The organism is Pseudoroseomonas ludipueritiae, from assembly GCF_014490445.1.
GTDB classification, from domain to species: domain Bacteria; phylum Pseudomonadota; class Alphaproteobacteria; order Acetobacterales; family Acetobacteraceae; genus Pseudoroseomonas; species Pseudoroseomonas ludipueritiae.
Genome location: NZ_JACTUZ010000008.1, coordinates 52,793 through 76,366, shown reverse-complemented (window position 1 = coordinate 76,366; position 23,574 = coordinate 52,793). Strand labels below are relative to the sequence as shown.

The following is a 23,574-nucleotide window of genomic DNA, read 5'->3' as shown; positions in this document are numbered from 1 at the left end:
CAATTGCAAGATATCAGAGCAGCCTGCCTCAGCCAGCACTGCAAGTTCTGGACGTTCCTAAAAACCTCGGACTTGTTAAGCTCACCTCGCGTTACGCGTCTGGGCAAGTAGCGTTGTGATCATGGTCAACGGTTGAGCGTAGATGAGCGGGCAAAAGCATAGGAAGCCAAGGCTTACCAGATGTTGACCGGGGCTAGGCGGGAGAGGGAACAGTGGGCGGATCAAGGCTGGAGGATATGTGTCGGCTCCACTTGACGATCCCCACGACGATGTTCTTGCTCAACCGCAGCTCGCGGCCGATCAAGTGGTAGCTGCGGCCCTGGGAGACACGGAACTGGCATGAGCACGATCACTCCGCACTATCGCACGGTTCAACAGCTCCTTCAGAGCCAATCCTTCGCCATCGACGAGTACCAACGGGAGTATAAGTGGGAGCAGAAGAACATTGAAGAATTACTCTCGGATCTGTTTGGAAAATTCATCAGCAGCCACCGCGAAGGCGACAGCACAACGGCGATCTCGAATTACGAAGAGTATTTCTTAGGGTCAATCATTGTTAGCCGTCGCAACGGCAAGAACTACTTGATTGATGGGCAGCAGCGGGTCACATCTTTAACGCTACTCCTAATCTTCCTTTACCGCGAAGCGAAGAAGCGGGGACTCCCTGTTACCAACACCATTGCGCCGTTGATCTTCAGCGATAATCTAGGCCAGCCACGCTTCAACCTCGACATCCCGGAGCGCCTCGGGGTGATCGAGGCGCTGTTCCACGGCACACCCTTCACCTCCGACGGCAAGGACGAGTCGGTGCGCACTATGTACGCGCGCTACGCTGACATCGAGCAGAACGGGCTGATCGCGGACCTAGGTGATGCATTGCCCCATTTCACCTACTGGTTAATGAACCGCGTCGGTCTGATTGAAATTGCCACCGACAACGACCACCAAGCCTACTCCATCTTTGAGACCATGAACGATCGCGGCAAGCCGCTTAGCCCGGTCGACATGCTCAAGGCATTTCTGCTTGCACCAATTGAGGCTGCCGATCAGCGCCGCCTCGCCAACGACTGTTGGAAACAGCAGGTACTCGGTCTGCTCACTTTCGGCGGCGAGTCGGACCCGGACCGGGACGCGACCTGCATCAAGGCATGGCTGCGCGCGCAGCATGCCGAGACTATCCGTGACCGCAAGGCGGGAGCGTCCGACCGTGATTGGGAGCTGATTGGGACGGTGTTCCATCGCTGGGTGCGCGACAACAGCGGTCGCCTGAAGGTCGGAACGGCCCAGGGTAATCTGACATGGATCATGCAGGACTTCCCCTTCTTCGCCAAGGCTTATCAGCAGGTCATCACGGCATCGAGGAATTACACGCCAGGTCTGGAAGCGATTTTCTACAACGCCCATAACGAGTTCACGTGGCAACCCACAGTACTGCTCGCGCCCCTGCTGCCTGCCGATAACGCGGAGGTCGTACGGCGGAAGCTCGCAGCCACAGCGACCTATCTCGACATTTGGCTGATGCGCCGCGCGGTGAACTATATCCGGGTCGGCTACTCCGCGACATCCTATGCCATGTACCTGCTCTGCCGTGACATCCGGCAGAAGCCGCTGGATGAACTCATCCAGATTCTTACCGACAGGCTGGCAGCAGACGAGGTGACGTTCAAAGGCACGCAGCAGAGGGACCGCTACGGAATCGAGAAGCTGGCGCTCAATCAGTTCAGCCGCCGCTACATCTTCCACCTTCTGGCACGACTCACGGCCTTCACCGACGTTGGATCGGGTCGTCCCGATCCCTTCGCGAACCTCGTAGATCGCGCTCAGAAGAACCCCTACGACATCGAGCACATCTGGGCGCAGCAGTACACCATCCACGATGGCGCGTTCGCCAGTCAGGAGGAGTGCAGCCAAATGCGGGATACAGTTCCGGCACTGCTGCTGCTGCCCGCCGACGTGAACCGCAGCCTGCAAGATAAGTCCTACGGCGAGAAGGTACAGAAATACGCCACGCATCACCTCTACACGGCGAGCCTGACGCCGAGCCCCTATGCCAACCAACCTCAGTTCTCCGCCTTCCGGACCCAGCGCGGGCTGGCCTTCAAGCCACATCCAAACTTCACTAAGGCGGAGTGGGCCGAGCGGCAGCAACTCCTGGCTCAACTTGTGGAACTAGTCTGGTCGCCCGATCGGCTGAGGGCCTATGCGCCTGCTGTGGCGGAGGGCGAGGTGATCTGAGACCGCTTAGGTCGATCCCCTGCGGCCTGTCCGGTTTGATGGGGAGCACTCCACGGGCTCTCCTTCAACAGCGCAGAGCGCACACTGTGCGATTGGTAGACAACCAATGCGAAGCATTTCGATGATACAGTGTGTCTGCCGTCGGACAATGAAGCTGGTGTGATGAACGTCTGGATGAGGCTCACTCCAGTTGGCGCTATAAAGGTCCGCTTAGCTGCTATCATTGTTCCAAAGCGGACTGATCGCTTAGGGCCTGCTCTGACCATGAACAGCATTGCGGCATCCGGCGCTCAGCTATCCAAATGACACTGGATTCATAGGTTATCGTGTCGCGCTGCATCCTGGCCGAGCAACAAGAGGCTGGCGCAGCGGCGATAGACGTCCTTGCGCCCAACAACTGCACCAATTACTTCGCCGCGGCCGGATACGATGCAGCCTGAGCGGAATCCGCTTTAGTGGTTTGATAGACGTTGATGGTCCCATGCTTTCCCGCACCTGCGAGTCTGGGCGCATGAGGGAGGGCGTTGAGGTTCGGCTGCGGCCGGGCGACCGGGAGCGGTTTGAAGGCGTGATCCCCGATCGTAAGAGCCCGCAGCACCATGTGTGGCGGGCGGTGCAGGAACGATGGCAATCCGCACGGCCACAGGGAAAGGCAAACCGACGAGCTGGCGCTGGCAGGAACGCTACATGCAGGACGGCGCAGACGGGCTGTTCCGCGATGCCCCGCAAGGCCATGCCTTCGCCGCTGCGTTGCCCGAGTAGGTCGCCGCCGCCGTCGAGCGCACCCTGCGCGAGGAATCTCCGGCAGCGACACACTAAACGCTACGCTCGATGGCCAAGACAAGCGGCCTGACGCCGTCCATGGTCCACCGCATCTGACGCGAGCATGGCCTAAAGCCGCACCGGATCGAGACCTGCGTCGGATCCGTAAGACCGTGGCGCTCAGGGCCTAGCCTGATGAAAACCTTGAAAACACCAGATCCCCATGTTTCAGTATCGAACCAAAATCGGAGTTCACGATGCTCGAGGACGCCTCCTACGCATTGTCGCGGGACGTATTGGCCAGAGTTGCGCCGGACGACATGGAGGACTTCGAGGCGGTGGCGACCTTCCAAAGGGAGGGAGCGCGAGGAACGGCGAAGGGGGTCGGCATCAGCTTGGACCTGGGGCTGATTGGGACATCCCTGATCGGCCTCCTGCTGCCATCGGTGCAGAAAGCCCTCGTGATGCTCGTAGACCGATGCCTGGCGGCGGGCGTCGATGCAGCCGACAAGCGGCTGCAGTCATGGCTCAAGGAAGAGCCGGGCGCCGGCAAGCGCGACCTGACCGCCTCCCAGCGCGAGAGCGTCGTTGCAGACGCCGTCCGGGTCGCCAGCGACAATGGCCTAGACGCGAAAGCGTGCGATGTGCTTCGCGACCTACTGCTCACACGCATACCGGCGCAGGCTGATGCCTAGCGGTAGCGCCCGAATGCTCGACCTGGACCGGGTACCGGGCACGGGGGCGTTCCTGTACGTTGCGTTCTTGTTGACCATTACGCTGGTCATTGCTCAGGTCGGCTTCCTGCTGGCCGACCGCGTGTTCTCAGCCGGGCTGCCAAGCAGCCAGGCGACCAGCCTGTTGCTGGTGCTCCTGGTGTGGGCCATGACATGGCTGCGGGCTTGGCACCGGGAAGGAGTTGACCGCGGCGCGATGCCTGCGTCGTCCGACCGCCAGCGCCTGGTGGAGCAGCGCGTGTCCGAGATCGCGGCACGGCTCCTGATCAAGCCGCCGCACGTGCGCTTCGTCAAGACTTTCGAGAACCGGAGCGCCTGGGTCTGCGGCCTGTTCGGCCGGCCGACCATTGTGATTGAGAATGTGTTTGCCCGGTTCGTAGACACTCCGGTCTTTGACGGCACGATCGTGCACGAGCTCTCCCACGTTGCGAACGGGGACGCCCGCTGGAAGGCCCTGAGCGATGCCATGGCCTACTGGCTGACCGCCATTCTAGGCCTCACCTTCGGCATTCAGGCCATCCGCTTCCTTGTCGATCTGCAGGGAGAGTGGCCTGCTGTCTCTGTGATGGCGTTTGGCGCGGCGGGCTGGGTGCATTTCCGGTTGCTACAGGCCGCGACCGACTACCTGCTTCCGGTCGCGATCCCGCTCATCCTGTTCCGGCTGTCCTACGCGCACCTCAGCCGCAGCCGCGAGGTTGCCGCAGATTGGCGTGCCTTGGCCGCCGGCTACGGCGAGGCGCTGGCTGCGGTCGCACGTGGGACCGCCCGTCCGGTCTCCATGCTCGATTGGCTGCAAGCACCGTTCAAGATCGCGCCGCAGCCGGGGCGAAGGGCCGCGCTGCTCAAGGCTCCCGAGCGGATGTGCCAATCACCCCTCGGGGACTACGTCATCGCAGGAGGCATGTTTCTGCTCGTCAGCCTCGCAAGAGAGGACTTGAAAATCCTGCAAGTAGATGGGGTAGAGGCAGGGCTGACTTTCGAGTTCCTCAGTCAGCTTTTCCTTGCGGACCCATTCATCTTCCTCCTGCTGGGCATCACCAGCATCGTCTGGCCGATCTATGCGGGGCTCCTGGTTCTGCGCGACTTCCTGGTATTCTGGAAACGACCCTGGGCTGGCTGCCTGCGTGTCGTCCAGGCGGTCGTCTGCTTCGAACTGGGAATGGTCCTGGCTAGTGCAGGTTGGATCGGCAACCTGAGCGAACCAGGGTTCCTGATGCTTACGGGTGACTTCACCCTACTTGACGCGATCAGCTCAAGGTATGCCGCAACGCTGCTCGTGTCGGCCGCAAGCGTCGTCGTCCTATGTCTTGTCGGGTTACTGTGGCGATGGCGAGTGTCCCGCTGCGGCCTGCGTAAGGGTTGGCTGCAGACGGCTGAGGCAGTTCTGCTCGTGTACTTCGCCCAGAACCTGCTGTCGGTGGTTGCGTTCGTGCAATACGGTGACGCGATGCACGACGACGAGACGGGGCGGCTGGTGGTGGTGCTGGCGGCGGTCGCGGCCCTACTCGTTGTGGTTGCGGTGGTGGGCGTCGCCGCGTTCGTCCGCCACCCCGGACGTTCGGCTATCATCGACGTTCCAGATGCGCCTAGCCGTATCTCCAGCGTACCGCCGCCCCTGGCCCTCGTAGGCGTTCGCCACAAGGCCGACTTCCGCCGGCTAATGGGGTCAGGCGGCGCGGTGATGCTGCTCTCTGCCGCCTGCTACTGGTCGTACGTCGAGATGGACCGCCGCGTGATCGTGCTGGAAGCAGCTGGTGCGACCGAGCGCAACGATGGGGCAGCGAAACGTATCGGGGAGCTGAAGCAGGCCCTCGAGGACCGCCTTAGCCGGGCGAACACGGTCTGGACGCAGCCGGTCGTCCTGGCCGCGACGGGAGATGGCTCCCGTAGGGTGGAATGGCTGGGATTACTAGGACGTCTGCTGGACCGCCGCAGCGCGCCGCGACGCTTCACGGTCCGCGTCGGCTTGCCTGCGGCCGGGCAGACGGCGCCGCAATTTGGCATCCCGAACGTGTTGGAGGTGGACCTCCCATCGGACGCGACCGGTCAGGCGATCCAAGCTGCGGCAAGCTCGATCCTGTCGCGCACTTTCCCTTATCTCCAGTTCGTGTCGGAGAAGCAAGCGGGCGTGCCCGAAAGGGAGCTCCGGCTGCTCGGCGAGCGTCTGCTGTCGGGATGGCCGGAGGGTGATACGAGCGCCTACAACATCAACTACGAGCTCGGTGTGATCGGCGAGCATCAGGAGGACAGAGTAGCTGCCTTCAACGGCTACAACCGCGCGTTCCTTGCTAGGGTCGGCTTCTCCGCTGCCAGGGCCGGGCTCGCTCGCGAGTACCTCCGGCGGGGCAAGGCAGACGAAGCGATTCAACACTTCGGGGCAGTCCTCCGGGAACGCCCGTACGACGAGTTCTCGTGGTTCGATATGGCGCTCGCGTTCCGGGTCAAGTGGAAGGCGGAAACTGACGCGGGCCGCCGCGCGGCCATCCGGACCCAGGTTTGCCACTATGTTTTCGCGGGCCAACGGCTCAGCGCGGCCTTCGATCAAATCAGCTACGCCGGGTCAGGCGACGATGATCCACGAATCCTGTGCAAGCAGGACAGCCGGGGAAGCTTCGGAGAGTGATTTCAGTTGATGTTTCGCGCGCTGATGCTGGCCGATGATGGTGTCGGTGGGAGCGGTCCAGCGGAAGGGCTTTGGGCCGACGTTGTGAGCATCGAGGTAGGCCTGGATGGCCCGATGCAGCTTTGTGACGGAGCGGAAGACGCCGCTTGGTCGATCGCCTTCAGCGCCGCGGCCACCGCCTTGCAGTCCTTGTAGGCGACGAAGTCCAGGCTCTGCCGCAGGAGGTGGATAATGCAGGTCTGCACCACCGCTTCTGGGAACACCGCCACAATCGCCTCAGGAAAGCCCTTCAGCCCGTCCACCACGGCCAGCAGCAGGTCCTCAACACCCCGGCCACGCAGCTCGTTCATCACCCGGAGCCAGAACTTCGCGCTCTCATTCTGCTTCAGCCACAGACCCAGGATCACCTTGCCACCATCGCCACTACCTCAGTGCGGGTTTGCAACAGCTCTGAACTAAAAGCTGATTTTATTCCATTTTAATCGACTTAATGGTTGGTTTGCGCTTTGAAGCGGACTTCACCGATGCCTTCAGTTCCAAGCCGCCGGCGGATTAAGCGATAGGATCATCTGGATGTGGTTGTTTGAGTCGAGCGTTGACCTAATCCTGGGTCTGATCGCCGGGTTCTCTGGTCGAGAAGTCGCCTTCGGCGTTGCCTACCTTATTCTGCTCGCGAGCATAGTTATCTGGGCAGTGGTAGTTTGGCGGCCTCATCGACGCTTCACCAAGGCTCTGACTAGCGCCTGCAGATCAGTAGAGGCAGCCGCTGATAATCAGGGCTTCTCGCCGGAGGACCGCCTCGCAAAGGTAGATCATGATCTCGCCAGCCATGCCTTATTCCAGCACATCTGGAAGCCCTACCGAAACGCTCTTCGTAGGGACCCCAGGCGGGACAGCGAGTACCTGAATCCAGTTGATCCACGCGACTCTTTTACACTCGAACGCTTACCTGGACACGGCTACGAAAAGTGGGCGGCAACCTTTGCAGGCGTCGCCCTCACGGTTGGCCTCCTCTTCACCTTTGTGGGCTTAACCGCCGCTCTCACTAAGGTCGGTCATGGCGGGGCTGACACTAGCCAGCTGCGTGAGGCCATTGGCGAGATCCTCAGTATCAGTTCCGCCAAGTTCATTACCTCGATGGCTGGCATTGTTGCCTACATCGGATGGACGCTAGCCACTCGGTTCCATGTATCAAAGCAGGAGAAGCTAGCCAGCCGGTTTGCCACCGCCGTGCAGCGTCTCAGCACGCCAGTGACCCCGGAATCCCTGCTCATCGACCAACTGGAGCAGGCGCGAGACCAGACCCTGCGTCTTCAGACCTTCTCGGATGATGTTGCAGTAGCACTGGATGCCCGTATTGGGGCCAGGATTGATGCCATACCCCAAGCCATCGGCGCGACACTGCAACCGGCGCTGGAGAACTCCGTAAGACCTGTGGTGGACGCTATCACCAATATGGGCGCGACGATCGGCGCCGGGAACCAAGTCGCTCTGGAAGGGCTGATCTCGGGCCTGATGAGTGGTGTCAAAGAGTCCAGCGGACGCGAGATGGCACTGCTGACCGAGGCGATGCGCGAGACTGCGGATGAATTGAAAGCGGCCAAGACGGGAATTGGAGCCGGAGGGGCCGAACTCGGCCAATTCCTGCGCGAGGCCGCCGACCAGATGAGCGCCTCCGCACAACGAATGGTAGACGCAATGGGCGGGCGGGTCAGCGAAATCGACGATCGCATGCAGCGCATCGACGAGATGCTGTCTTCGGGCGCAGAGCGCTTCAACACCATGGGCAGCAGTGTCTCTCAGACTCTTGCCGATGGCATGCGCCAAGCGATCGAGAGTATCCAAGCGGCGGCGGCTACCGGCGCGGAAGCGGCACGGGTTCAAGCGCAGGCTGGAATTGGCCCCGTCCTACACGAGCTTCACGACCTGATGGCAGAGATGAAGGCCTCCGCCGAGGAAAGCCGCGTCGCTTTGACTGCGGGTGGCACTGCAGCCGCTAGTCAACTCCAGAATGCGCTCTCCCAGGCGGGAGGCAACCTGTCTGATGCCTCAGCACGAGCCTCGACTCAGCTGGCAACATCATTTCAGGAGGTGTCCGAGCGTATCCTTGGGGTGGTTGAGCAGCGGATGGGCGAGATGGATGCCCGCATGACCAAGATGGACCAGGCCCTTGCAAGTGGCGCGAGGCGGTTCGACACCATGGGCAAGTCCATGGCAGATGCGATGGCCGAGGGCGTGGAGCAGACCATCAAGTCCATGCAAACGGCCGCAAAATCCGGAGCAGTCGCTGCTCGGAGCCAAGCGACGGCAGCACTTGAGCCACTGCTCGTCGAGCTACAAGCCACAATGGCGGGTATGCAGAAATCAGCCGCAGAAAGCGGGAAGGCGCTGACGAAGGGCGGACGAAGCGCAGCAGATGATCTGGCAGCTGCGGTTGCTGCGGTGGGTCAGAACCTAGCAGGGGCATCCGCCGAGGCTTCTAAGCAGATTACCGCAGCATTTGAGGCATCGACTAAGCGGATCCTCGCGTCTGTTGAAGGATCCGTCTCTGGCTATCGAAGCGCCACAGAGGGCCTCGCAACGCGCCTCCAGACTGTAGAACAGAACTTCCAAGCGCTGGAAGTAGCGGTCCGGCGTAGCGCGGGACAGGTCGGCGAAGCTGGCAGCGCCTTCGCACTGGCGGGACGAGAAGTCGGGGGCGCAGCAGAGCAGTTAACCCAGGCTGCTGGGCCGATTCAGCCAGCTCTGATCGCACTGGAGAAATCAGCCACAGGGATCCAGGAGGCTATGCGCTTGGCCCAGGACGGTACTCAGCAGATGCGCCAGGCCCACGCGACCCTGGAGGCTACAGCAGCAAAGGTCAAGGAGGTGTTCAGTAACTACGAAGGCCGCTTTGTGGGTCTAGACCGCAGCCTGGAACAGGCATACACGGCGATGCGCGACGGCGTCGGGCAGGTAGGCCAGTCGATGACCGACGTCATAGAAAAGCAAGATGCCCACTTGGCCAGTGCCGTTGGTATGCTGAAGAGCGTCATCGAAGAACTTCGCGACGCGGTCGAGGACATCGGCACCAAAATCGAAGAGGCTGCCTAACGTGTTTGCGCGGCGCGTTCAGGCTCAAGCCGAGGCCGGAGCAAAGGACATCTTCGCTCCAGTCGCTGATCTTATGGTGGCCGTTGTCTTTATCTTCATCATCCTGACCCTGGCCCTCTCCCTCAATCTTGCCAATGAGGAGACGGTCCCGCGCAGCAGTTACGACGCCAAAGTTGCCGAGATCAAAGAACTCCAACGGCAGCTTGCGGCCAGCCAAGCCCGCACTGCTGAACTGGAAGAGAAGAACGCCAAGCTCGCTGAGTTCGTTCGCTTCGTACGCGATAGCCGGGTCATGCCGTTGATGGAGCGCCTGTCGCAGGCGGATCAAACCCGCACTGTCATCCTCAGTGACATGCGGGCCCGGCTATCGGCTCTTGGTATTGACGTGAAGATCAATCCCGATGCGGGGACGCTGAGCTTGCCCAGCAACCGCCTCTTCGGCAGCGGGCAGGCAGATCCCACGGTGCCAGAGGGCCGCGACACCATCCTCCGCCTCGGCCAAGTGATGTCCGAAGTGCTGCCTTGCTACTCGCCCCTGGCGCCGCAGGACGGCTGCCCTGCGAAGGGAGAATTCAGCGACCTCAGCGCCGTCTATGTTGAAGGCCATACGGATGTCGTGCCCTATGGCACCGCCACCACACGCTTCCGGAACAACTGGGATCTCTCTGCCGGGCGTGCCATCGAGGCCTACACGGTTGTCCGGGAACGCTTCCAGCGGCTGCGTGACCTGCGAAACCAGCAGGGAGAGGCCATGCTGGGCGTCAGCGGCTACGCTGATACGCGCCCCGCGACCCGCGACGATGCGGATCGCTCGCAGCCAAGCATCGCGGAGCGGGATCGCCGCATTGAGGTGCGAATCATCATGTCGACCAACGAGCAGGTGGTCGGTTCCGTGCTACGGGAGCTGAACAACCGGCTGGAGGCTGTCGATGGGCTTGTTCGCTGAGCTGCAGCGGCCACAGCCCGCGATCCCCCACCCGGTTCTCCCAAAGTTAAAATCTGCCTTGGAACTCCAAGTGGAGGAAATCCGCCGGAAGTTTGGCGGTGCTACCCGCGAGCCTGAGCCTGCGTCTGACCACCTAGCCATGGTTGAAACCATGCTCGGGGATGATGGCAGCGGGGTGGACCGCCTTGGCCGGCGGGAACTGCGCATTGTTCCCTACATTATCTGGGGGGCCAATTCGGCTTGGCGCCGGGCCGTTTCCTTCATCCGGCGTTTTCTTGCCCGAGTCGAGCAGGTATGGCCGAAGGCGCCAAGGCGCCTTTGGGTGCACTACGTGATGAACTTCGACCCGGAATGCGCCGCGAGCGCCGAACTGGCGCAGTGGCTAGAACGTCGCGTTTTAGATTTACCCGAGCCTTTGCAAAAGTTCAGCGCGATCTACAACCTGTTTGATCTCAAGCACGCCCCACCGCTCCTTGCGAAAGCCGCCATTCTTGATCCGAGCCTGCTCCAGGATTTGGAGGAGTTAGGAACTTCTCCGGCCATGTTCAGGTCCTCGACACTGATGCTGAGCGTCATAGAAGCAAGTGGCCCAATCCTGGCCATGAGGCCCGATCTTCCAGACGCCCCTACCCGACTAACAGATCTGTTGGGCGGCGAGGTTGAGTTTGCGCTTGATGGCAGTGGAAACACTGAGCTCCGTTCCCGCGCTCTCCGTGCCATTGTGGACGGTGTGGTGGCTTGGCAAGAACGCCAGGCACAAAATTCAAGTCCGGAACCGGCCCTCGATTTTTTAATCAAGCTTAATGGTGACCCACGCTTCAAGGCACTTCGGTGGACCAACAAAGTATCGGCGGAATCGCTAAGCGTTATCCGACGCTGGCTTAGCCGCAAAACACTTGAAGCCTTCTTCCGCATCATTGATGCGCTGCAGACCGATCGGCGCGACATGTGGCAGGAGCGGCGTGAGTTCTGGTTGAGTTACCTTCCGCACATCACGGATGCCTGGTTGGTGGTAGGGAAAAAAGCCGTACCGATCGCGGTGCGCGAGGGATTGGACTTCGGACAATTCGCCTCTGGCGGTGGTGTCCAGTCAGACCATTGCGGCCTGATGATGCAAATCGGATCGATCCGTATCATGGAAATGAACAAGAACGGAAGAGCCTTCTTCTGGAATGTTTCCAATAAGTCGCTGCCCGATTTTTACCAGACGCAGAAAACTTATGACCGCCAGATCTTCATCGCACGCGCCAATGTTTCGTCCGAAAACTACGGGGGCAACCCAAACCGGGTCAGCGGCCTCACGCACCATGGAGGGTGGCAAGACAAGTTCTGCGACGAGCTTCTGGAACGCACAGGTATTGACCGGCCCAGGTGACAATCATGACAAAACATGAGTTAGTGTGGGAGGCACTGGAAGAAGGCATCTACTTCTACGTCAGCCGCATCAGCCTGTTTAGACGCGCCCGTCAGCCCATCGCTCGCCATAGTTGGCAAGCAGGCATGCATCCTGCCATCAGTCTGCTCAACATGTTGCTGGAACAAGACGCGGCCGACCAGCATGGTGACGGCGCTATAGTGCCACACGCCACCATCGCATGCATGTCGGTTGCCGAGACAGCCTTACTTGGCTTGCCGCAGCATTGTCCACATGCGCTGCACCTGAAGCACCAAGGCGGGATTAGCGGCCCATCCTTTCGCATCGAGCTGTCCTGGTTGATGAAGGACGGCACAACTGCTGCGGGATTGCGCCGCTCAGGTGTCCTGCTGCAAAGCGTCGCTGACCAGTTCCTAGTACCGGAGCCGATCTTTTCTCTCTTAGATCAGGTGGAGCGGTTGAACGACCTTCCGGTGTTGTCGGATGGTGCCATCCTCGATGCACGCATGGTGCAGCTCGATCGGGTCAAAGCAGCCCTACGGAGGGCGACCGGTGATGCAGCGGCAGATCCTTATCTCTCTAGCATCACCATCCACCATGCCACCGGACTGGCCATCGAGCCGGCAGCCGGAGCGGGCGACTACTTTGAGCCCTTGCTCTACGGGGACGTGCCGCAGCCGCCGCTGGCTGAATTCACCCAGGACGAGGTGACCGTAGAGCGGGAGCCACTGCTGCCGGAGACGCATGCCGCCAGGTTCCGCTCGGTGCTGTTTGCCAATCAGGGTGGCCGCAGCCACTACCGACTAGATCATGGCGTGTATGTGGTGGTCGATGCCCCGGTGGCCGCGGCCCTCCGCGTAGTGGAGAAGGTTAACAGGTCCGATGCCCCAACACGCGCGGCTTTCCGGACGAACCCGCGCGCCTTCCTGACTGAAGCCATTGAGGAGGCAGGTGGCACCGGTGACGTGCTGTGCGGCAGCATGGTTGAAGAGGCCATGGACTACGGTGAGCGGGTGCTCGGCGTACGGGAATGGACCGGCATCACCCTTTCTTTCAAGCTCCCGGTCTACCGCAACTGGTTCCCCGACGGTGATGGCGGCGAGGAAGAGGTCTTCACTATCCCGCTCCAGGACGACATCCCGCCATTGGTGGTCCGGGCGAGTGACGTCAGCAATTTACGGGACAGCATTGAAGAGGCACGGGTTCAGGGCCTCAGTCATGTAAACTTTCAAGGTCGTGACATCCTGCTCCTGCCTGACCTGGAAGAGACGGTGGCTAAGCTGCGCGGTTTGGTCAGCCCTCCCGCAAAGGAGGGGAGCAAGCCAGAACCAGATGCTCCGCCCAAGCTGCTTGTGCTGCATGCGGCACAGAATGCCGAGGATCTCCAGTTCAACGCACGCATGCGCGATCCTGAAGGAAGCCTGGCACGCGGCGTTGGCGAAATAGCGCTTCCTACTACTCCGTTGCCGCACCAGACGGAAGGAATCTCCTGGCTGCAGCGCGCCTATCTCTGTGGCATGCCTGGGGTGCTGCTCGCCGACGACATGGGGCTCGGGAAGACCTTCCAGGTCTTGGCCTTCCTTCACTGGATGCGCCGTAGCTCGCGCAGTGAACGGCCGATCCTACTGGTGGCGCCCAAGAAGCTGCTGGAGAACTGGCGTGATGAAATTGCCCAGCATCTGGGCCCGGCTGGGCTCGGTAGCCGGGCTGTGCTTGCCTATGACCAGCATCTTCGCGCCCTGAAGGTCCGGCGTGAAAAGGAGGGCGCGATTGGCACCCATACCTTGAATCTCCAAGCGCTGACTGATGCAGACTGGGTACTGACCACCTACGACACCCTGCGCGACTACCACTTCTCCTTCGGAAAGGTGCGCTTCCAAGTCGCCATCTACGACGAGGCGCAGAAGGTAAAGTCGCTCACAACCCGCAGCAGCAACGCAGCCAAATGCCAGCAGGCCGACTTCACTGTGATGATGACCGGGACGCCCATCGAGAATACGGTGGCGGACCTCTGGTCACTCCTCGACACGGCTTGGCCCGGCTTCTTAGGGATGAGCGCCAAGGATTTCGTCAAGACTTATGAAGCCAGCCCGAGCCAGGATCAGATTGAAGCACTTCGCCGCCAGCTGATCGAGCCTACTGAAATCGATGGACGCCGTTGCGAAGCGGTGATGCTGCGGCGATTCAAGGCGGACACGCTGGAAGGCTTGCCTCGGAAGACCGAGCGCGTCCACACCCAGTTCATGACGCCGGAGCAAGCGCGGGTTTATGATGCCGTTCTGGCTTCCCGGCGGGCAAAGCGCACGACTGCCTTGCAAGCCCTCCAGGAGATCCGCAAGGTCGCCTTCCACCCTGATCTGCGCATCCCATCTTCGCCTGCCGAGCATGAAGGCATCATCGCCGCCTCAGCGCGCTTCACCCTACTGTTCGGGATCCTTGATGATGCCCACCGCAATGGCGAACGCGTCCTGGTATTCGTTGATAGCCACATGGGACAGCGGGTGCTGAGCGAGATCATCCGTCACCGCTATCGCCTGCCGCGCTATCCGCAACTCATCAACGGTGACACTCAGACCAAGGCAATCAGCAGGATCAAAAGTGACTTTCAGACTGGGCGTGGCTTTGATGTGCTGCTGCTTGGGCCGAAATCTGCTGGTGTCGGCCTTACTCTCACAGCAGCTAACCACGTGGTGCATATGGAGCGCTGGTGGAATCCAGCGGTCGAGGATCAATGCAGCGATCGCATCTACCGCATTGGCCAGGTCCGCGACGTGAACATTCATTTGCCGCTCGCAGTTCATCCGACCCTTGGGGACGCATCCTACGACTTGGTGCTAAGCGAGTTGCTGGCCCGCAAGCGCAATCTAAGTCGTGACATCGTGGTCTCAACCCAGCCGACCGAAGAAGAAGTCAGCCAGATGATGAACACCGTCATGAATGGCGCGCGGCCGGATGATGAGCTTGATCGCTTGGACACCATGGGTTGGAAGCAATTCGAGGCGTGGGCGGAGGACCAGTTCCGCCGCGCTGGGTTCCAGGCTTTCACTACTCCTTCTAGCGGTGATGGTGGTGCTGACATTGTCCTCCGGTCACCTCCGGGAACGGCGGTGCGGCCAATCATCTGTCAGTGCAAACACCGCACCCTTGGGGGCTCTACAGATGAGGAGGCGGTTCATGATGTCATTCGTGCAAAGGCGAGTTACAGCCGAAAGTATCAATGGCTTCAGGATCCTCTATTGCTGACGATCACGAATGGCCGCGCTTCATTGGCAGCTCGCAGGCTCGCAGCGGAATCCAATGTGTTCATCGCAGATCGCGCCATATTGCCCGACCTGCCCGCCATTGCCGAGGCCATGGCCCGAGGAGTTGCTCCTGTTTTTCACGGGTAAGGTCTTGGGGCGGCAGCTTCCTTGTTGCTGATCCCGACCAACATATCAGTGCCATCTCTTCTCATCCGTCGTACGAAAGCCGGGATGGCAATAGCAGCTCTTGATGGGGCTGAAGCGGTAGCTTTACTGCCAAGGCTACGTTGCCGCGTTTGTAAGAAGGCTAAACGGTCCCATAGCATTCGTCGACGGACACCTCACTGCGAGATCCCCGGCAGCGGCTCACCCATGCAATTTGGTTTGAGAGCTGTCCTCGCGGTGCATTGGTCCGCCGGAACAGGAGTATTGGAATAACATCCCATCCAATCTTCCTCAGGCGAGATGGACTTCCAGAGTATGCGTCGAACCTCACCAGCCTTAACAGCAGGCTGCCAAAATCCAGACCCGCCACCCCATGTGATTGTGAGCCATCCATCGTATGGAGCAGGACCGACGCAGACATGTGTCCAATCCTTATCAGGATCAGTGCCACAGTTGCTCGTCTGCTGCCAAGAAGTCCTCTGCACAGTTCCAACAAGGCAGACGGACTCGGTCGTTGAATCCACCAACTCGTTGTACCGCCTTACAGCCTCTTTCCGCGCAATGGGACAATAGTTTCCCCACCCTGTGAAATCCCTGAAGCTGTCTTCGGGACAGTGGGCACGGAGAACTGCTGCTTTGTCTGTAGGCTGTGCCAAACTATCGAAGCTGAACCAGACCAGCAGAGCACTTAAAGCAGTGCCGACCAACGCTTTCATCATCGTTGTATCTCCGGGCTGCGACGATAGAATAAGTGCGAGTACGTAGGCGGTCAATATAATTCGTGACGGTTCAGAAATAAGGGTGAGCGAATGCACCATGCCATTCTGTGCATGCACCGAGCCTCTACTGCTGAACTAATGAGAGAAAGCGCCGAATTATGTCGATCCGGAGAACCTCGGCTCTGTCACAAGTGTCGGCTGTCCCTGGCTTTGGAACGCAAAGGCGCCAACACTGAGGCTCCTTGCTTTGGTCCAACTCCATTTCCGCAGGGCCAGTCGTTAGTATACCTTCAAGTTCTCCTGTCGAAGCATTGAAGGCGCCCCCGCCGGAACTCGCTTTGTACGACCTACTGCCACCGAGCGTGAAGAATCCTCTATCTAATTGATTTGGAGCCGAGAGGCCTGAGTTTGAAACAGTGGCCTTTTGATACTTCAGAGCCAAGCCATGTGGATGGCTATGAATTACCACTGGAGTGCCAACTTCGATCACGCCTGATCTCCGCATGTCTGCCACCACAGCAACAGCAGGATCAACGTCTCGATCGAGTTGCAGCAATGCCCAGTCCCACCTCGATGCTTGGCTGACGCTAGGAGGACGCCCCACCAATGCTGCCACGACATCATAGACATGACTCTGCGGGAACTCTGTCGGCGCGGCAGATGGCTGTGCGTCAGGAGAGGTTGGCCGAACATTGCGAAACCCAAAGACCACCCGCATCGGAGCACTTGGCGGCTCTAGCAAAGCCTCGTTGTCAGCGCAGTGGCCAGCTGTTGCCACCCAACGACGTGACACAAGTACTCCGGAGCACAGTGCAGCAGATACCTCCGAAGCAAAGTTAGCCACTGGCTGGCAGAGTGGAAATGAAGGCGATCCAACGTTTTGAGAGTACCTATAGCCGTCAGCGTATGTTGTAGGACGACTAATTTCGTATAGGCCGCCTGCGATACGGGGAAGTGTTCCTGCTTGGAAGATAGCAGCCGAACTCTGAGCGCCATGTAGCACCATTGGATCGACCGCTTCGGCGACGTCGATCCGGTCCTCTTGCGGGGCCTCAGCTTCTACAGAATAGCTAGAGAGGCTTAGGCCGATCACAATAGCAGTCGTCGTCTTGTTGATTACCATAACAGGCATCCCAAACGGTTTGCAGCGCAATCTTGTTATTATAAGGGTGCTTCAAACACGCTGGGGAAGTCGGGGATTATCACGAAGGCGTTGATGTACCCGCAGGTTCTTGTGGAATGCGAAAATGTTCGGTCCCGGGATTTGGTGGTGCGGGTCATGGATGAACCTGGATGGCTCCTCCGCCCAGGTTTTGCAGATGGCCTCGTAGGGCGTGAGGCCCCGTAGAGTCTTCAGCCGACGGGCGAAGTTATAGGCGGCGACGAAGTCGCCGAGGTGCTGGCGGAGCTGATCGTGGCTCTCGTAGTGGAACCTCTTCACGGCCGCATCCTTGATGGTGCGGTTCATGCGCTCGACCTGACCGTTCGTCCATGGTTGTCGCGGCTTGGTCAGCCTGTGCTCGATGTTGAGCTCGGCGCAGGCGAGCTCGAAGGCATGGCAGAGGAATGGCTCCTTGCGCGCCAGCATCTGCCGGATGTCCCCAGGCGTCCAGCCGCCACCGGTGGGGTCGGTGAAGTGCGTGCCGTTGTCGGTGAGCACGGTGTGGATCCTGTAGGGAACCGCGGCGGCGAGCGCCCGGATGTAGATGCCGGGTGAATACTGGTTCTCCCGCATTTCCCGTGCTGCTGTTTCGACCTCATGAGGCGCAGAGAACGCGGGCACGAAGGAGCTCAAAGCCTGCGCGGCCATACATGGTGCGCTTGATCATCTTGAGCCGGTTGATCTGGCCCTCAACGGGACTGGTGGTCCAGGGCAGTTCCAATGCGGCGCGCACCGCAGCGATGTCCTTGCGCAACTCGGCGACAAAGCTTGCGAGGGGGCTGGCGGCAGCCTCATCCAGCGCCTCCTCAAGCCTGTCATCCGCTTTCCGCCGCAGCAGACGGGCAAGGCGCTTGGCGGCGGCAACAGTGGCCTGCAGTGCTGGCACCTCCAGCAAGCGCGCGGCGAATATGCGGTCGGTGTCGGACAATAGCTCGCCGCCTGCCATGAGGAGACGCGTGGTGCGGCGGAGCGTCGGCGGTTGCCAGATCTGCCCCCTGGCTGCTCCCGGCAGGGATGCTGCGGGATCACGCCTGCGCTGCTCGGTGGCCCAGGCCCGGACGGTCGAGGGGCGGCCGGGAAAGCCGGCGCTGGCCAGTTCCCGCCACAGCCGGACAGCATTGTGGCAGCCCTCCGCCCAGCGCCGCTCCAGGGTAGCGCGGTGGCGATCCAGGATGCTGCCCCGCCGTGCCTTGCACCAACTTGGGGCGGCCCTGGCCTGCAGCCAGTGACGGAGCGTCTTGCGATCGGCGCCCAGCTGGCGCGACATGTCGCTGATCGAGACGCCGGCCACGTGCATGCTGGTGGCTTCCTCGTAGCGGGCCTGCCGACGTAACCGTCCCGCCTCCTGGCGCTGCTGGGCTGCCGAGGGTCTGGCCTGCATGGGGACAGCGGCAGCCGCCCTCATGGCACAGTCGGTCGCCACCTCGTCCGATCCGCCGGATGGCGGCGTGATGGCGCTCCATCACCGCCTGAACGGCATCACCGAGGTTGCGCAGCAGGTGCCATCGATCGGCGACCTGCACGGCGCCCGGCGCGCCCTGGCGAGCGCCATCCACGTAGGTGCAGGCCCGGTCACGGGCGACAACCTCCACGCCAGGGTGCTGCCTGAGCCAGTCGCTCAGGGTCTCGGCCTGGCGATCCGGCAGGAGATCCACCACCTGATTGCGCTCCAGATCGACGAGGATGCTGCCGTACCGGTGGCCGCGGCGCCAAGCCCAGTCATCGACCCCGAGAACACGTGGAGGCGGCCCGGGCTCTGGCGGCGGACTACTCCGACAGGCCATGCGGAGCAGCGTGTCAGCACTGACGGGAATGGCCAGCCTCGCCGCGAGCCGCGCGCCGGCCTCACCGCCCAGGGCGAGGCCGAGATGCCGCTGCAGATCGGCCAGCCGAAGGGTGCGACGTGCCCCACCTGCGGCGCCCTCTGCTAGGCGCTCCACAAAGGTTTGGCGCCGACACTCCCGATTGCGACAGCGCAGGCGGCGCGCCTGGATCTGCAAGGTCACCGGACGACCCTGCCAGGGCAGATCCTGCAGATGGCGGTCATACCGGCTGTGCACCACCGCCGAAGGGGCGCCGCAGTCCGGGCAGGCCACTGCCCTGTCCCGGGGCGCGACCACAATGACGAGGCCGCCCGGCGCCGGCAGGATCTGCCGGACCAGCAACCCCGCCGGGATCAGGGGCAGCAGACGCTTGAGCATGGCAGGTCTCACAAGGGAGGCGACGGCGCCTCATCTGCGTCCCAGGCGCTGTACCTACCACCCAGCAGCACGGGAAATGCGGGAGAACCACGATTCAGGCGGCGTTGACACCCGGAGGAAGTTGCTGGCGACACGGCGCGTGGCCTTCTCGTGCAGTTCCACGAAGGCGAACTTCGAGGTTCTGTCGATGGCGACGAAGAGGTGGAGCTTGCCCTGCTCCGTCCGAACCTCGGCAATGTCGATGTGGAAGTAGCCGATCGGGTAACGCTTGAACTTCGAGCGCCCCGGCTTGTCGCCCTCGGTCTCGGGCAGGCGGCTGATGCCATGGCGTTGGAGGCAGCGGTGCAGGCTGGAGCGGGTGAGGTGCGGAAGGGAGGGCTGGAGGGCGTAGAGGCAGCCATCGAGCGGCAGCAGCGTGTGGCGGCGGAAGGCCACGACGACGGCCTCATCTTCGACCGACAGGACGGTTGACCTGGGCTCCTGGGGGCCGGTGCGGCGGTCGGAGGCGGAGGTTCGCTTTCTCCACTTCGCGACTGTCTTCGGGTTGATCCCGTAGCGCCGGGCCAGCCCTCTCAGGCTCTCTTGACTATGCTGTATCGCTCGACGGAGCGCCGCTGTCGTTGTGGCGCTTCCATGGTGAACCTAGCCCATAGCGCGTCCCTCCACGCCTGATGGAAGACTGCACCATCAAACCCTGGGATCAAACATCTCTGATGTCCGTCTCTTCAAGGGGTAGGCGCGCGTCACCAGTCGCCGTGCAGGCGTTGCTCTCGATGCAGAGGCGTTCGGGTGAGGAGGCGGATGACGAGCGACGGTTGATCCATCTCTGATGCGCGGGTTGGGTACCGCATGACCATGGTCGTCGCGGGGCTGCCTCTGTATAGAGGCGGGGATCGGTACGAAGCCTCCCCGTAGTGTCTGGGGAGTGTCAGAAATTATGGGATGGCCCGCCCCTCACGCCCGCAGCGGTAAGCTGCAGGGGCAACCAAAGGGACGGGAGCCTGAACGATGCAGATCGCGGTATTGGGTATCGACCTCGGCAAGAACAGCTGGATGCCTCGAAGAACCTGTTGCTGGGCTGTGCTGGCGGCCTGACAGGCACCTGAGGCAGCGAACTGGCCTTGCTGACGAGGTGGCGTGACCGGCTTGGCGTGGCCGGCATCTCATTCGCTGGAGCTGCGGGGCTATGCGGGCGCAGTTCGGGCGCTGAGCTAGGCGAGGCGGACAAAGTTGTACGCCAAGTTGGCCATGCCGATCTTCACCTGCGCCCGCGCCAGGCCGATGGTGCGTACGAAGAGTGCCATGCGATGCTTCTGCGCGGCGAAAACATGCTCGATGCCCGAGCGGATCCGGGCGCGGGCGGCATTGGCCTTGGCCTGAAGCTCGGAGAGCCCGCGGCGCGGTGGCCGGCGGAACTGGATCCTCTCAGACAGACCGCGCCGTTCCAGCACCTCCAGGTTGCGCTTGGTGCGATAGGCAGTGTCCGCCCAGACGCGGCTGGCGGTGTTCTCAGGATCCAGGAGAGCCGGAAAGCTGCGGCTGTCGTGCTGGGCGGCATCGGTCACCGTCCAGCGGCGGATCAGCCCGTGTCGCCGGTCGATGCCGATGTGGCTCTTGTAGCCGAAGATGGGCACAGCGATCTGAATGGCTTGGCGCGGCGCACCCTTGGGCTCGGGTTTGGCTCTGCCACGCTTGAGCGTCCAACGGGCATCGCAGTCCTTCTGTGCCCGCTTGGCTGCTGACCAACCCTCTGGCGTGCCGCCGCCCCGGATGGTGGCCTTCTCCTCCAGGGTCAGCTTCTGGCGCGGCGCGGCGATGATCGTCGCATCGATGATCTGTCCACCCATGGCGAGAAAGCCCTTGGCCGCCAGCACCTCATCGAAGCGGCGGAACAGCCCCTCTAAGGCACCGGCCTGCTTGAGCTGCTCGCGATAGAGCCAGATCGTCTTGGCGTCCGGCACCACCTGGTGCAGGGCAAGCCCAGCAAAGCGCATGAAGCTCAAGCGGTCGCGCAGCTGGAACTCGGCCTGCTCATCCGAGAGGCTGTAGAGGGCCTGCAGCAACAGGATCCGGAACATCAGCACCGCATCATAGGGCGGGCGTCCGCCACGGCTACGATCCGATCGCGCCAGCGCCGCATCCAGCACCGGACGGAAGATCTCGAAACCGACCACGGCCGAGCGCCGCTCCAGCCGATCGCCCGCCGCGGAGAGCGCCGCATACCGCTCCTCCACATCGAAGAAGCCAGGCTGACTTGCCATCATCACTGCCTCCGCTGACCAGCGACAGTGAATCAGGTCAGCGCCTCAACAGCGAGGTTTTTCGAAGTGTCCAACTGATACGCCCGATCCCCCCGGCGCTGCGCCGTTGGATGGCTGACCACCCGCCGGCTGACGGTCCAGGGCTGCTGCCGTTTCATGACCCACTCCGAGAGGGCAAGACCCTCTCAAAATGGCGCCCCCGCCGGTCCCGACTGAACGATCAGTACCTCGAGGCCCTCGTCGCCACGGCAGAGCTAGCCGTCCCTCCCGCGTCAGGCAAAATTTGTCGTTTGTGAATAGGCCATCTACAGCGTCTTGCGCGGCCCATAGCTGGTGGGCGCATCGACCCAGCGGCCACCGGAACGCAGCACGTGGATGATGCCGCTGATCACCCGCCGATCATCCACGCGGGGCACGCCACCTGACTTGTTCGGCAGGAGTGGCGCCAGGCGCTGCCACTGCTGATCCGTCAGCCAAAACTCCCCGCTTATCGCGCCCCTCTCGATCACAGCCGCAGTCAGAGGGAATCACGCAGGACTCTGTCGCTCAACCCTGTTTATGGGTCCTGATCCTAGATTAAGTCCTGCATCGTTTGGGGGATAAGGAGAAAGGCGCTTGCACTAATTCATATGGATATCGTAATATTTTTGTCGATAGAAAGCTTAATTCTGAGATGTCGAGCTGGCGATGGAGAATTCCATGTGGAAGGTGTTATCCATAGCTTGTTTTGCCGCATTAAGCCTTGGATTTTCAGTTGGACCCGTGATGGCGCAGCAAGGTGAAGCCTGCGCCTACCAATCCACGGCATACAGTGTTGGCTTCAACGGCTGCTTCGCACGCACGCGCCTGACCTGTGATGCCCACAATGTGTGGACTCAGCGGGGCTCATGCTCCACATCCGGACCGGTCAGCGGCGGAACGCCTTTTGGCCCAGGCCAGTTCGAGGGAGTACTCTGTACTGGTGGATACTCGCCCAATTCTGAGACTTGCCTTTCCGGTACTTACCAGCAGTGCACCTCAGCAGGGCAATGGCGAGAAGTGTCGCTGCCAACCGGGCATCCCGGCTGTGCGCAATGATCTCCGTATTAGCCATTCCTCTCGATTGAGAAGAGAGCTCTTCATGACGTGGTTCTCGAGCCTGCTGACTCTGATCTCAGTAGGATGGGCGAGCGCAGCTCTTGGCTATGAAGTTTTCGGTGCCGACTGGACGCATCTTTCCTCGCCGCGAGAGGTTCGCTTCGTCGTCTGCACCGAAGGCAAGGGCATCCCAGTCGGCGCGTCAGCCACTATCCGCGCGGCGGCAGACCTCTGGAGCACCAATGCCATCCGCATTCGCTTCGACCCTGATCGATGCTTGGCCGAATACCCTCGCGTCGACAACATCAACACCATCCGCTTTGCGGCGATCAATCCAGGTCCTCAAACCGATGGGCACGACAACGCCTACGCTTACCGACGGAATGACCTGCGCCGCATGCAGGAATGTGACATCGTGTTCAACATTGCCCGCCACTGGCATGCCGGCAACGGCTCCCCAGAGCCTAAACAGCATGACCTACTGAGTGTAGCGCTGCACGAGTTTGGTCATTGCCTTGGGCTTGAGCATAGTGCGATTACCAACGCAGTGATGTCTGCAGCGCTTCCCGCCGGCCGCACGCGGCGGGCGCTGCAAGCCGACGATATAGCGGGTAGGCGGAAACTCTACGGCCAGTAGGGCGGTCCGCCACGTACTGCTTCCTTTGTACCTAAAGCCTTCTTCCTAGAAAGCCAGCCATCACTCCACATAGACCTTGGACATCGTTTATTTTCTGCCGAAACTCAGTCGGATAGAACTCTCCGGACCTCAGCATTTTAAGCACCTCTGCTGGAGTGCTCCCCATCAAACCGGACAGGCGGCTGGTTGGGGCGATTGGCTGGCGATGAACGCACGGGGTGTGGAGTGGCCCCCAATTCGGCCGGACACCGGGCGTAGCGACGAGGACCTAGGCTGATGCGGTGGACAGCTCCTTGAGCGGCATCTGTGTGCCAAGCTCGGGGCTGTTGAGGCAACGAGCTG

General features: G+C 61.2%; 13 protein-coding genes and 4 pseudogenes. 9 read left to right on the top strand and 8 right to left on the bottom strand.

Annotated features, from left to right (window positions below; genetic code table 11):
• Positions 1-339 precede the first annotated feature (339 nt).
• From IBL25_RS04245 to IBL25_RS04230, 4 genes are all read left to right on the top strand, one after another.
• The gene (locus tag IBL25_RS04245) at positions 340-2,235 is read left to right on the top strand and encodes a DUF262 domain-containing protein (RefSeq protein ID WP_187777314.1); all 1,896 of its coding nucleotides are present in this window, start codon (positions 340-342) and stop codon (positions 2,233-2,235) included.
• A 624-nt stretch (positions 2,236-2,859) separates the two neighbouring features.
• A complete protein-coding gene (locus IBL25_RS04240) occupies positions 2,860-2,997 on the top strand; it encodes a hypothetical protein (protein ID WP_187777313.1) in 138 nt (45 codons plus the stop codon).
• A gap of 257 nt (positions 2,998-3,254) precedes the next feature.
• Positions 3,255-3,692 carry a hypothetical protein gene (locus IBL25_RS04235; RefSeq protein ID WP_187777312.1) on the top strand — a complete coding sequence of 146 codons (438 nt, stop codon included), beginning with the start codon at positions 3,255-3,257 and terminating at the stop codon, positions 3,690-3,692.
• A 13-nt stretch (positions 3,693-3,705) separates the two neighbouring features.
• Complete coding sequence (locus tag IBL25_RS04230) at positions 3,706-6,354, top strand: M48 family metalloprotease (RefSeq protein ID WP_187777311.1); 2,649 nt, start codon at positions 3,706-3,708, stop codon at positions 6,352-6,354.
• Between the two features lie 137 nt (positions 6,355-6,491).
• On the opposite strand, the pseudogene IBL25_RS04225 reads toward IBL25_RS04230, so the two are convergent.
• Positions 6,492-6,773, bottom strand: a pseudogene (locus tag IBL25_RS04225) (transposase); the annotation flags it as partial.
• A gap of 154 nt (positions 6,774-6,927) precedes the next feature.
• On the opposite strand from IBL25_RS04225, the gene IBL25_RS04220 reads away from it, so the two are divergent.
• Genes IBL25_RS04220 through IBL25_RS04205 form a run of 4 tightly spaced genes read left to right on the top strand, consistent with a single transcriptional unit; the run spans position 6,928 to position 15,157 of the window.
• Positions 6,928-9,447: a hypothetical protein gene (locus IBL25_RS04220; protein ID WP_187777310.1), complete on the top strand. Its 2,520-nt coding sequence runs from the start codon at positions 6,928-6,930 to the stop codon at positions 9,445-9,447.
• A gap of 1 nt (position 9,448) precedes the next feature.
• Complete coding sequence (locus IBL25_RS04215; RefSeq protein WP_187777309.1) at positions 9,449-10,393, top strand: OmpA/MotB family protein; 945 nt, start codon at positions 9,449-9,451, stop codon at positions 10,391-10,393.
• Positions 10,377-11,768 carry an EH signature domain-containing protein gene (locus IBL25_RS04210; protein ID WP_187777308.1) on the top strand — a complete coding sequence of 464 codons (1,392 nt, stop codon included), beginning with the start codon at positions 10,377-10,379 and terminating at the stop codon, positions 11,766-11,768. The genes IBL25_RS04215 and IBL25_RS04210 overlap by 17 nt, the downstream gene beginning before the upstream one ends.
• A 5-nt stretch (positions 11,769-11,773) precedes the next feature.
• Positions 11,774-15,157 carry an SNF2-related protein gene (locus tag IBL25_RS04205; protein ID WP_187777307.1) on the top strand — a complete coding sequence of 1,128 codons (3,384 nt, stop codon included), beginning with the start codon at positions 11,774-11,776 and terminating at the stop codon, positions 15,155-15,157.
• 861 nt (positions 15,158-16,018) lie between these two features.
• On the opposite strand, the gene IBL25_RS27480 is transcribed toward IBL25_RS04205, so the two are convergent.
• The 7 genes and pseudogenes from IBL25_RS27480 to IBL25_RS04170 all read right to left on the bottom strand — a co-directional run.
• A complete protein-coding gene (locus IBL25_RS27480; protein ID WP_367615556.1) occupies positions 16,019-16,900 on the bottom strand; it encodes a trypsin-like serine peptidase in 882 nt (293 codons plus the stop codon).
• Between the two features lie 168 nt (positions 16,901-17,068).
• Positions 17,069-17,605, bottom strand: a pseudogene (locus tag IBL25_RS04195) (integrase core domain-containing protein); the annotation flags it as partial.
• Positions 17,606-17,651: 46 nt separating this feature from the next.
• Complete coding sequence (locus IBL25_RS27690; RefSeq protein WP_456315852.1) at positions 17,652-18,044, bottom strand: transposase; 393 nt, start codon at positions 18,042-18,044, stop codon at positions 17,652-17,654.
• A 37-nt stretch (positions 18,045-18,081) separates the two neighbouring features.
• Positions 18,082-19,257, bottom strand: a complete 1,176-nt coding sequence (locus IBL25_RS27685; protein WP_187777304.1) for an ISL3 family transposase — start codon at positions 19,255-19,257, stop codon at positions 18,082-18,084.
• A gap of 111 nt (positions 19,258-19,368) precedes the next feature.
• Positions 19,369-19,854, bottom strand: a pseudogene (locus IBL25_RS04180) (IS481 family transposase); the annotation flags it as partial.
• Between the two features lie 614 nt (positions 19,855-20,468).
• Positions 20,469-21,518, bottom strand: coding sequence for an IS5 family transposase (locus IBL25_RS04175; protein WP_187777329.1), 1,050 nt, complete (start codon positions 21,516-21,518; stop codon positions 20,469-20,471).
• Positions 21,519-21,826: 308 nt separating this feature from the next.
• Positions 21,827-22,009, bottom strand: a pseudogene (locus IBL25_RS04170) (transposase); the annotation flags it as partial.
• A gap of 629 nt (positions 22,010-22,638) precedes the next feature.
• Here IBL25_RS04170 and IBL25_RS04165 point away from each other — a divergent pair.
• Positions 22,639-23,232 carry a matrixin family metalloprotease gene (locus IBL25_RS04165; protein ID WP_187777303.1) on the top strand — a complete coding sequence of 198 codons (594 nt, stop codon included), beginning with the start codon at positions 22,639-22,641 and terminating at the stop codon, positions 23,230-23,232.
• The last annotated feature ends 342 nt before the right edge of the window (positions 23,233-23,574 follow it).